The organism is Nocardia sp. NPDC004415 (genome assembly GCF_053602435.1).
Map to the genome: position 1 here is coordinate 1 of NZ_JBSGDP010000099.1, position 11,839 is coordinate 11,839.

General features: G+C 70.0%; 5 protein-coding genes and 1 riboswitch. Of the genes, 2 read left to right on the plus strand and 3 right to left on the minus strand.

Annotation, left to right across the window (positions count from 1 at the left end; all coding sequences use genetic code 11):
* Positions 1 to 48 precede the first annotated feature (48 nt).
* Positions 49 to 3,447: a pyruvate carboxylase gene (locus tag ACWEMY_RS28335; protein WP_452392477.1), complete on the minus strand. Its 3,399-nt coding sequence runs from the start codon at positions 3,445 to 3,447 to the stop codon at positions 49 to 51.
* A 283-nt stretch (positions 3,448 to 3,730) separates the two neighbouring features.
* Positions 3,731 to 3,934: riboswitch (cobalamin riboswitch) on the plus strand.
* 135 nt (positions 3,935 to 4,069) lie between these two features.
* On the opposite strand from ACWEMY_RS28335, the gene metE reads away from it, so the two are divergent.
* Entirely contained in the window at positions 4,070 to 6,334 is a 2,265-nt protein-coding gene (gene metE / locus ACWEMY_RS28340; RefSeq protein WP_452392478.1) for a 5-methyltetrahydropteroyltriglutamate--homocysteine S-methyltransferase, read from the plus strand.
* A gap of 251 nt (positions 6,335 to 6,585) precedes the next feature.
* The gene (locus tag ACWEMY_RS28345) at positions 6,586 to 8,010 is read left to right on the plus strand and encodes a short-chain fatty acyl-CoA regulator family protein (protein ID WP_375929292.1); all 1,425 of its coding nucleotides are present in this window, start codon (positions 6,586 to 6,588) and stop codon (positions 8,008 to 8,010) included.
* Position 8,011: 1 nt separating this feature from the next.
* Here ACWEMY_RS28345 and recG read toward each other — a convergent pair whose 3' ends face one another.
* Both recG and ACWEMY_RS28355 read right to left on the minus strand, forming a co-directional pair.
* The gene (gene recG, locus ACWEMY_RS28350) at positions 8,012 to 10,282 is read right to left on the minus strand and encodes an ATP-dependent DNA helicase RecG (protein WP_452392479.1); all 2,271 of its coding nucleotides are present in this window, start codon (positions 10,280 to 10,282) and stop codon (positions 8,012 to 8,014) included.
* Positions 10,283 to 10,285: 3 nt separating this feature from the next.
* On the minus strand, positions 10,286 to 11,839 hold a 1,554-nt coding region (locus ACWEMY_RS28355), incomplete at its 5' end, for a DAK2 domain-containing protein (protein ID WP_452392480.1).

The following is an 11,839-nucleotide window of genomic DNA, read 5'->3' on the forward strand; positions in this document are numbered from 1 at the left end:
GCGGCACCTTCAGGCGCCGCCCGCCGGCCGTTCCCGCGACGATGCGGGTCATTCCGACTCGCGCGCAGCCAGTTCCACCAGCAGGTCGCCGCCCTCGACCTGCTGGACCTTCGCGGTCGCGATCCGGCCGACCACGCCCGCGCGCGGCGCGGTGATGGCCGCTTCCATCTTCATCGCCTCGATGGTGCCGATGGTGTCGCCCGCGTGGATCTCGTCGCCCTCGCCCACGGCCAGGGTGACGACACCGGCGAACGGCGCCGCGATATGGCCGGGGTTGTTCTTGTCGGCCTTCTCCGCCGCCGGAACTTCCGAGGCAATCGAACGATCACGCACCGCGACCGGGCGCAACTGCCCGTTCATGATGCACATGACCGTGCGCATACCCTTCTCATCCGGCTCCGAGATCGCCTCCAAGCCGATGAGCAGCGTGACACCCTTCTCGAGCTGCACCCGATGCTCTTCACCGCGGCGCAATCCGTAGAAGAACTGGTTCTCCGACAGACCCGTGGTGTCGCCGTACTTCTCCCGGTGGCTCCGGAACTCCGCGGCCGGGCCGGGGAACAGCAACCGGTTGAGCGTGTCGCGACGCTCCAGCGAGGAACCATCCAGTCCCTTCTGATCCGCCGGGCTCAGCGGCACCTCGGGCTTGGGCTCGTTACGCCCGGCCAGCGCCTTGCTACGGAACGGTTCCGGCCAGCCACCGGCCGGGGTACCGAGCTCACCACGCAGGAAACCGATCACCGAATCCGGAATGTCATAACGACCCGGATCAGCGGCGAAGTCCTCGATCTCCACACCGGAACCCACCAGCGCCAAAGCCAGGTCACCGACCACCTTCGACGAGGGCGTCACCTTGATCAGACGACCCAACAACCGGTCCGCCGCCGCGTACTTGGCCTCGACTTCCTCGAACCGGTCACCCAGACCCAAAGCGATCGCCTGCTGACGCAGATTCGACAGCTGACCACCCGGAATCTCATGCGTGTACACACGCCCGGTCGGCGCCGGAAGCCCGGACTCGAACGGCGCGTACACCTTCCGCAGCGCCTCCCAATACGGCTCCAGATCGCAGACATTCTGCAGATTCAGGCCGGTGTCGCGCTCGGTGTGCGCGGCGGCCGCGACGATCGCCGACAGGGCAGGCTGCGAGGTGGTCCCGGCCATGGCCGCCGACGCACCGTCCACGGCATCGGCACCGGCCTGCCACGCGGCCAGGTAGGTAGCGAGCTGACCGCCGGGAGTGTCATGGGTGTGCACATGCACCGGCAGATCGAAATTGCTGCGCAGCGCCGTCACCAGTTTCGCGGCCGACGGTGCGCGAAGGAGCCCGGCCATGTCCTTGATCGCCAAGACGTGCGCACCAGCGTCCACGATCTGCTCGGCGAGCTTCAGGTAGTAGTCGAGGGTGTAGAGCTGCTCGTCGGGATCGAGCAGATCACCGGTGTAACTCAACGCGACTTCCGCGATGGCCGTACCGGTTTCGCGCACCGCGTCGATGGCCGGGCGCATCTGGTCGACATTGTTGAGCGCGTCGAAGATCCGGAAGATATCGATACCGGTGGTCGCCGCCTCGGAGACGAACGCCCGGGTCACCTGCTCCGGGTACGGCGTGTAACCCACGGTGTTACGCCCACGCAGCAGCATCTGCAAGCAGATGTTCGGCACGGCCTCGCGCAGTGCGGCCAAACGCTCCCACGGGTCCTCGTGCAGGAACCGCAGCGCCACATCGTAAGTCGCGCCACCCCATGCCTCGATCGAGAGCAGTTCCGGGGTCAGCCGCGCGACGTGCCCGGCCACGCCGAGCAGACCGTTGGTGCGCACCCGCGTGGCCAGCAGCGACTGGTGGGCGTCACGGAAGGTGGTGTCGGTGACGCCGAGCGCCTTCTGCTCACGCAGCGCCCGGGCGAAACCGTCGGGACCGAGGGTGAACAGCCGCTGACGTGACCCGTCCGGCGGCGGCAGCGTCATATCGATGGCGGGCAGCTTGTCGTACGGGTACACCGTGGTGGGCCGCTCACCGTGCGGCTTGTTGACGGTCACGTCCGCGAGGTAGCTCAGGATCTTGGTGCCACGGTCGGCCGACCCGCGCGAGGTGAGCAACTGCGGGCGCTCGTCGATGAACGAGGTGGTGACCCGGCCCGCCTGGAAATCGGGATCGTCGAGCACGGCCAGCAGGAACGGGATATTGGTCGTCACGCCACGGATGCGGAATTCGGCCAGGGCGCGGCGAGCGCGCGCGGCCGCGGCGGGCAGATCGCGGCCACGGCAGGTGAGCTTGACCAGCATGGAGTCGAAGTAGGCGCCGATCTCCGCGCCCAGGTTGGCGCCGCCGTCGAGGCGGATACCGGCGCCGCCGGGGGTGCGGTAGGCGGTGATGCGACCGGTGTCCGGGCGGAAACCGTTGGCCGAGTCCTCGGTGGTGATCCGGCACTGCAGGGCCGCGCCGCGAATCGAGACCGTCTCCTGGCTCAGGCCGAGATCGGCCAGGGTCTCCCCCGCCGCGATGCGCATCTGGGCCTGCACCAGGTCGACATCGGTGATCTCCTCGGTCACCGTGTGCTCGACCTGGATACGCGGGTTCATCTCGATGAACACGTGGTTGCCGCGCTCGTCGAGCAGGAACTCCACCGTGCCTGCGCAGCTGTAGCCGATCTGCCGGGCGAAGGCCACGGCGTCGGCGCAGATGCGTTCGCGCAGTGCGGGGTCCAGGTTGGGCGCGGGCGCGAGCTCGATCACCTTCTGGTGGCGGCGCTGCACCGAACAGTCGCGCTCGAACAGGTGCATCACATTGCCGTGCTGGTCGGCCAGGATCTGCACCTCGATGTGGCGGGGGTTCACCACGGCCTGCTCGAGGAACACGGTCGGGTCGCCGAAGGCCGATTCGGCCTCGCGGGAGGCGGCCTCGATCGACTCGCGCAGCTGCTCGGGCGCGGCGACCCGGCGCATGCCACGGCCACCACCGCCGGCGACGGCCTTGACGAAGATCGGGTACTCGAGCTCCGCCGAGGCGGCCAGCAGTTGCTCGATGTCGGCCGAGGGTTCGCTGGACTTCAGCACCGGCAGGCCCGCGGCCCGGGCGGCCTCGATCGCGGTGGCCTTGTTGCCCGCCATCTCGAGCACTTCGGCCGAGGGCCCGATGAAGGTGATGCCCTCGCGCGCGCAGGCCGCGGCCAGATCGGGATTCTCCGACAGGAAGCCGTATCCCGGGTAGATCGCGTCGGCGCCGGCCGACTTGGCCGCCTCGACGATCGCCTCGATCGAGAGGTAGGCCCGCACGGGGTGACCTTCCTCACCGATCTGATACGACTCGGCCGCCTTGAGACGGTGCACGGAGTTGCGATCCTCATACGGGAACACCGCGACCGTTCCGATGCCTAGTTCGTAGGCGGCGCGGAAGGCGCGGATGGCGATCTCGCCGCGATTGGCGACCAAGACTTTCGAGAACATTGGCCTACGGTACCCGGCCCGCGAGCGGGGTTCGGCACGCAAGGTGACTTCGCCACAGTCTTCACACCGAACACTCCCCGACCTGCGAAGTCGCGGTAATCGGACCGTCACATCTCACCGCGGGAGTCACCCGCCCGTGCGGTCGGCGATGCGGCGGCAACGCGCAGGTCACGCCCCTGTTCGAGACGTCCGGGTGAGCGTCGGGCCCGCGACCCCCTATGCTGGTGGGTGCAGCTGGTTCGCCTGCGCGGTGGAAGAGTCGGAGCCCCGACCTCCCGCGCCGGTGTCGAAGCCCGCCGCCGGTTCCCCGGCGCCGGGTGAAGAGGGAACCCGGTGGGAATCCGGGACTGTCCCGCAGCGGTATGCAGGAACGACCGCCGTCATCACGCACTGAGTCCAAGGCTTGGGAAGCGACGGCCAGTAGGTCGGTCGACACACACGACCGGTGCCCGCGAGTCCGAAGACCTGCCGACTGTGCCGGATACGCCGTATCCGGCGGCCACCGCCTCGTGGATCGGGCGCGCGGACCACCCACAGACCTGCCGCGTGCGCGACGGAAGGTCCGGCGGTTGGCGTCTGCCCGCATGGTGAGGGCCGTCCGTACCGCACTGGAGAAACTTCCGTGACTGTTTCGCACACTCCTTTCACCGCAACGGTTCTCGGTCTGCCCCGGGTGGGCCCGAACCGGGAACTCAAGCGCGCGACCGAGGCCTACTGGGCCGGCCGCGCCGACGCGGGCCACCTGCACACCGTCGGCCGCGAGCTGCGCCGCGCCCAGCTGCTCGAGCTGCAGGCCGCGGGCCTGGACTCGGTGCCGGTGGGCACCTTCTCCTACTACGACCAGGTGCTCGACACCGCCGTGCTGCTCGGCGCGCTGCCGCCGCGCGTGGCCGGGATCGCCGACCCGCTGGACCGCTACTTCGCGGCCGCGCGCGGCATCGACACCGTGGCCCCGCTCGAGATGACCAAGTGGTTCGACACCAACTACCACTACCTGGTCCCGGAGATCGACGCCGCCACCGTCTTCTCGCTCAACCCCGACAAGCTCCTCGCCGAGCTGGCCGAGGCGATCGAGCTCGGCGTGGCGCCCCGCCCGGTGGTGGTCGGCCCGATCACCTTCCTGAAGCTGGCCAAGTCCGCCGACGGCGCGGCCCTGGACCGGCTGCCGGAGCTCATCGCCCTCTACACCGACCTGCTCACCCAGCTCGCCGACGCGGGCGCGCAGTGGGTGCAGATCGACGAGCCGGTGCTGGTCACCGACCTCACCGACGCCGAGGTCGCCCTCGTGCGCGACACCTACACCCAGCTCTCGGCGGTGGACCGGCGCCCGGCGATCCTGGTCGCCACCTACTTCGGGCACCCCGACGCCGCCCTGGGCGCGCTGGCCGACACCGCTGTCGAGGGTGTGGCGGTCGACTTCACCGCGGGCACCCGGGTCGCCGATCTCGCCGCGCTGCCCGCGCTGGCGAACAAGCTGGTGGTGGCGGGCGTGGTCGACGGCCGCAACATCTGGCGCACCGATCTCGACGCCGCGCTGAGCACCCTGGGCACGCTGCTGGGCAGCGCCGGGTCGGTGGCCGTGTCCAGCTCGTCCTCGCTGCTGCACGTGCCGTACTCGCTGACCCCCGAGACCGGGCTCGACGAGCGGCTGCGCTCGTGGCTGGCCTTCGGCGCCGAGAAGGTCGCCGAGGTGCGGGTGCTGGCCACCGCGCTGACCACCGGCACCGACGCCGTGGCCGCCGAACTGGCCGCCGCGCGCGACGCCGCCGAGTCGCGGCGCACCGATCCGCGCCTGCACGTCGAGCAGGTCAGGGCGCGCCTGGCCGCGCTCGACGAGAGCGACCTGAACCGCCTGCCCGCCGACGAGCGCCGCGCCCTGCAGCGCGAGCACCTCGACCTGCCGGTGCTGCCGACCACCACCATCGGCTCCTACCCGCAGACCTCGGCCATCCGTCTGGCTCGCGCCGCGCTGCGCAAGGGCGAGATCGACGAGGCCGAGTACGTCCGCCGGATGCAGGCCGAGATCGCCGAGGTGATCACCCTGCAGGAGAAGCTGGGCCTGGACGTGCTGGTGCACGGCGAGCCCGAGCGCAACGACATGGTGCAGTACTTCGCCGAGCTGCTCGACGGCTTCGCCGCCACCGACAACGGCTGGGTGCAGTCCTACGGCACCCGCTGCGTGCGTCCGCCGATCCTGTTCGGTGACGTCTCGCGTCCCGAGCCGATGACGCTGTCGTGGATCGGCTACGCCCAGTCGCTGACCACCAAGCCGGTCAAGGGCATGCTCACCGGTCCGGTCACCATCCTGGCCTGGTCGTTCGTGCGCGACGACCAGCCGCTGGGCGAGTCGGCCCGCCAGGTGGCCCTCGCGATCCGCGACGAGACGGTGGACCTGGAGGCCCAGGGCACCCGGGTGATCCAGGTCGACGAGCCCGCCCTGCGCGAGCTGCTGCCGCTGCGTGCGGCCGACCAGCCCGCCTACCTGCAGTGGTCGGTGGACTCGTTCCGCCTGTCCACCGCCGGTGTCGCCGACACCACCCAGGTGCACACCCACCTGTGCTACTCGGAGTTCGGTGAGGTCATCTCGGCCATCGCGGGCCTGGACGCCGATGTCACTTCCATCGAGGCGGCGCGCTCACACATGGAGGTCCTCGACGACCTGAACGCGGCGGGCTTCGCGCTCGGCGTCGGCCCGGGCGTCTACGACATCCACTCCCCGCGCGTGCCCTCGGTCGAGGAGATCACCACCTCGCTGGCGGCGGCGCTGAAAGCCGTTCCCGCCGAGCGTCTCTGGGTCAACCCGGACTGCGGCCTCAAGACCCGCGGCCCGGTGGAGGTCGAGGCGTCGCTGCGGAATCTGGTGACCGCCGCCGCGGCGCTGCGGTAGCCGGGAAACAGCTGCGGTAGCCGGGAAACACCTGGTGAATCGCGGTCCCGGGCGGGCGTTTTCCGTCCGGGATCGCGTGCGCGGCCGCGGGGCGTTTCGGTCTTCATGAGGGGGAGATCGAACCGCCCTGCGGCTCTTCGCACGTTACGCACAAGTAGTAACAGATAAAATCCCTTGCTGGACTGGACATCTCCCGAGGTAATCGCCACTTTCAGCAAACGTTGCGAACCCTGAGCGTTAGGATCTTCGGCGTGCGGAAGATGTACGCGGGGGCCAGGCTACGACGGCTGCGCGAAGAACGGCGGATGACCCAGGCGGCGCTGGCGAAATCGCTGGATCTGTCACCCAGCTATCTCAACCAGCTCGAGCGCGACCAGCGCCCGCTCACCATTCCCGTTCTGCTGAAACTGAACTCGACCTTCGACCTGGATGTCCAGTTCTTCGCCGCCGACTCCGACGCGCGCCTGGTCTCGGATCTGCACGAGGTCCTGGTCGAGGCAGCAGGCGGTGGCGACACCGCGCCGATCACCGAGGTCGAGGAACTGGCGACGCGGCTGCCGGAGGTGGCGCGCATCGTCATCGCCATGCACCGGCGGCTGCGCGCGGCCACCGACCAGCTCGACCTGCTGTCCTCGCGGGTGGAGAACCCCAGCGGCGCCCCCGGCACCCCGATGCCCTACGAGGACGTGCGCGACTTCTTCTACGACCACCGCAATCACATCTCCACCCTCGATCACGCCGCCGAGCAACTGTTCGAGGAATCCGGGCTCAGCATCGGCTCGCTGGACCGCCAGCTGGCCCGCATCGCCGAGGAACGCGCCGGGGTGACGGTGCTGGTGCGCGGCGACGGCGCCGACCCGACCATCCCGAAACGCCACTACGACCCCGACACCCGCACGCTCACCCTGGCTCGCAGGCTGCGCCCGGGCCAGCGCGCCTTCCAGATCGCCTCGACCCTCGGCCTGCTGCTCTACGGCCGCGAGATCGACAATGTGCTCGCCGAATCCCGTGCGCTCACCGGCGAATCGCGGACGCTGGCCCGGGTCGGGCTGGCCAACTACTTCGCCGGGGCGCTGATCCTGCCCTACGGCCGGTTCCTGCGGTCGGCCGAGGAACTGCGCTACGACGTCGACCTGCTCGCCCTGCGTTTCGAGGTGGGTTTCGAGACGGTCTGCCATCGCTTGAGCACCCTGCAACGGCAGGGGCAGCGCGGGGTGCCGTTCTTCCTGGTACGCACCGACCGGGCGGGCAATATCTCGAAACGCCAGTCCGCCACCGCCTTCCACTTCTCCCGGGTCGGTGGCAGCTGCCCGCTGTGGGTCACCCACGAGGCGTTCGCTCATCCGGGACGCATCCTCACCCAGATCGCGGAGATGCCCGACGGGCGCCGCTACCTGTGGATCGCGCGCACCACCCCGCCCGCGCCGCAGGGTTTCGGCGGTGCGTCGAAGAACTTCGTCATCGCGCTGGGCTGCGATATCGAGTACGCCGACCGGCTGGTGTACTCGCAGGGCATCCAGCTCGACGACCCGCAGGTGGCCGTGCCGATCGGCGCGGGCTGCAAGGTGTGCGAGCGTCCGTCCTGCCCGCAGCGGGCGTTCCCGCAGATCGGCCGCGCGCTCGCGGTGGCCGAGCACACCAGCACCGATCTGCCCTACCCCCGGCTGCCGCGCTGACTCAGGACTTGGCCAGGTATTCGATGCGCTCGCCGTCCACGGCGGCGTGCATCATCCCGGCCAGGCCCGGATGCTTGACCAGGCCGGGGTCCTCGGCGACCACCTGCCGGGCCAGGTCCTGGGCGGCGGTGATCACCTCGAGGTCGTCGAGCAGCGACAGCAGTCGCAGCGACCGGGCCGTGCCGGACTGCGCGGAGCCGAGCACGTCGCCCTCACGACGCTGACGCAGGTCCAGCACCGACAGTTCGAACCCGTCGGTGGTGGCGGCGACCGCTTCCAGCCGCGCCATGGCGGTGCCGCCGGGCGCGGCGTCGGTGATCAGCAGGCACAGGCCGGGATGCTTGCCGCGCCCGATGCGGCCGCGCAACTGGTGCAGCTGGCTCACGCCGAAGCGGTCGGCGTCGACGATCACCATGACCGTGGCATTGGGTACGTCGACACCCACCTCGACCACCGTGGTGCACACCAGCACGTCGATGGCGCCGTCGTTGAACTGGCGCATCACGTGATCTTTCTCGTCGGACGGCAGCCGCCCGTGCAGCAGCCCGACCCTGACCCCGGCCAGCGGCCCCGCGCTCAGCGTTTCGTACATGTCCACGGCGGCCTGGGTGGTCGGGCCCTCCTTCTCCTCCTGCTTGGCGGCCTTCTTACCCTTGGCGGGCGGCGCGTCGGGGTCCTCACCGATGCGTGAGCACACCACATACGCCTGGCGGCCCTGCCCGACCTCTTCCAGGATCCGTTCCCACGCGCGCTCCACCCAGCCCGGATGCAATTTGCGCGCGACGACTCTCGAGGTGATCGGCGAACGGCCCCTGGGCAGCTGGGTGAGCGTGGAGGTCTCCAGGTCGCCCAGGGTGGTCATGGCGATGGTGCGCGGAATGGGGGTGGCCGTCATCACCAGCAGATGCGGGCTGATGCCGTTCTTGGCCTTGGCGCGCAAGGCATCTCGCTGCTCGACGCCGAAGCGGTGCTGTTCGTCGACCACCACCAGGCCCAGGTCGAAGAACTCGACCGCGTCCTGGATGAGGGCGTGCGTGCCGATCACCAGGCCCGCCTCGCCGGTCACCGCGTCCAGCAGCGCGGCCTTGCGGGCCGAGGTCGACATGGACCCGGTCAGCAGCACCACTTTGGTGGCGTGCTCACCCGCGCCGAGTTCGCCCGCCGTACCCAGGTCGCCGAGCATCGCGCGCAGCGACCGATAGTGCTGGGCGGCAAGCACTTCCGTCGGTGCGAGCAGCGCGCACTGACGGCCGGAGTCGACCACCTGGAGCATCGCGTGCAGCGCCACGATGGTCTTGCCCGAGCCCACCTCACCCTGGAGCAGGCGGTGCATCGGGCGGGTGCGCGACAGATCGGCGCCGATCTCGTCGATCACCTGCTGCTGGCCCTCGGTGAGCTCGAACGGCAGGCGCTCGTCGAAGGCGGCGGCGATGCCGTCGTTTCGCGGCGGGCAGGCGGGCGCGGTGCGGCCCTCGACCTCGTGACGGCGTTCGGCGAGCACCAGTTGCAGGGCCAGCGCCTCGTCGAAACGCAGCCGCTCCCTGGCCCTTTCGATATCGAGCTTGTGTTCGGGCAGGTGGATCAGGCGCAGCGCGTCGGTGACCTCGAGCAGGTCACGTTCCTCGCGCAGGTCGGCGGGCAGCGGGTCCTCGATCGGGTCGAGCTGGTCGAGCACCTGGCGGATACAGGCCAGCAGATCCCAGCTCTGCACCTTGGCCGTCGCCGGATACACCGGCACGAATTCGCGTTCGAAGAACGAGGCGTCCACTCCCCCGGCACCTTTGGCGCTCTGCGCCAGCCCGCGCAGCGCACCGCTGCCACGCACCGAGGTGAGCTCCTCCACCCCCGCCTCGGCCTTGTCGGGCAGGATCAGATAGTCCGGGTGCGAGAGGTTCCAGCGGTCGGGCCGCCACCAGTGCACGGTGCCCGACATCATCGCCCGCACACCCTCTTTCACCAGATAGCGCACCTTGTCACCGTTGAAGAAGGTGGCTTCGATCGGCCGGGACGCGCCGGTGTCGAGCTGCACCTTCAGCAGCGAGCCGCGCCGGTTCTTCATCGGGCGCAGTTCGGTTTTGGTGATGCGGCCGATCACGGTGATGTGGGCGGATTCCTCCGGCTCCTCCTCGGTGAGCGGCTGGCCCTGGGTGGCGTAGCGCACCGGATAGTGGCGCAGCAGGTCTTCGACGGTGGTCATGTCGAAGGCCTCGGTCAGCCGTTCGGCCGCTTTCACGCCCAGCACGTGATCGAGCCGGTCACTCAGTGTCGCCATCGTCTACTCGACCCCAATCTGCACCAGATCCGCTTGCTGCCCACCGGAATACACCACCACCTCGACACCGGGGAACCCGGCCGTCACATGGTCGGTGAGTACCTGTCCCAGCTCGGGGCCCGCGTCGGCACCCATCAGCAGAGTCACCAATTCACCGCCGAGACCGAGCATCCGGTCCAGCAGAATCCGTCCGGCGCCGACCACGTCCGGGTCGATCACCACCACATCCTGGCCGACCAGGCCGAGCCCGTCACCCGGGGAACAGGTACCGACCATGGTCAGCGCCCGCACCCGCGCGGCCCGCAGCGCACCCCACCGCGTCGTCGCGGCGGCCTCGGACATGGCGAAGGCGTCGTCGACCGCGATCCGTCCCCGATCGTGCACCGCCAGCGCGGCCAGGCCCTGCACCATGGAGGCGCTCGGCAGCAGCAGCACGTCGCGCGAGGCGTCACGCGCGGCGACACCGACGGCGACCAACTCCTGCGCGGGCAGCGCGCCGTTCGGCAGGACCAGGACTTCGCGATGCGACATGGAGCGGATGGCACGCAGCAGAGCGCTGGTGTCGAACTGGCGGTCGCCCCGCAGGACCACCGCACCGGCGTCGGCGAACAGCCGGGCCGCGTCGTCCCCGGAGACCACGGCGAGGATCCCGCGATCGGCCTCGCCGGTCTCGGCCTGCGGCCCGGGCGCCGGGTGCGTCCGATCGGGCGAGTCCGCGCCGATGCCCGCTGCCCCGTGACTTGCGGCGTCCGGCGAGGCTGTGGCGTCGACCCCAGTGGGCCGATCCGTGGCGCCGGGGTCCCCTGTGCACGTGCCAGAGACCCTGACGTCGACTCTCTGCCCACCCGAAACTTCGGAGTCCCTCTTGTGCCCGCCCGAACCCACGATGTCCGGCGTGGGGCCGCCTGCGGCGACGACCGGGCGGCCGGTACCCGGCACGGCCAGAATCTCCTCGTGATATCCGCCGTGCGGCGCGGTCACCGCGAAACTCTCGATCCGTACGCCGCTGAGCTGTCCGATCGCGAGCCCCGCCTCGATCGCCGCCCCCGCGTCCCGGCAGTGCACATGCGCCGACCAGGTCCCGTCCCCGTCCCCGACCACCACCACCGAGTCGCCCAGCACAGCCAGCCGATCCCGCAGCCCTCGCGCCGCGTCCTCGTCGCTCCCCGAGATCAGGTACATGACCTCGAAATGCGGGTCGGGCGCACGCTCCGGGAGCGGATGGTCACAGTCGTCCTCGCCTGCCCATCCCACGTCACCGCGATCTTCCGTATCGCCGGGCTGCACGGCACTACCAGGCCGTACGGCGATGCGGTCGGCTGCGGTTGTCGGGGCGGGCTGGACACTCAGCTCTGGGGCGAGCCGGTCCGGGCCGGTGTCTGCCCGTTTCCGGGCATAGGTGTCTCGGGTCGGGGCGTGGCCGCAGACAGTCGCGACCAGGCAGTCCAGCAGGACCAGCAGGCCGCGGGCACCCGCGTCGACCACGCCCGCCGCCCGGAGCACACCGAGTTGGGTCGGGGTCTCGTTCAAGGCGCGTGCCGCGCCGTCGGCGGCGGC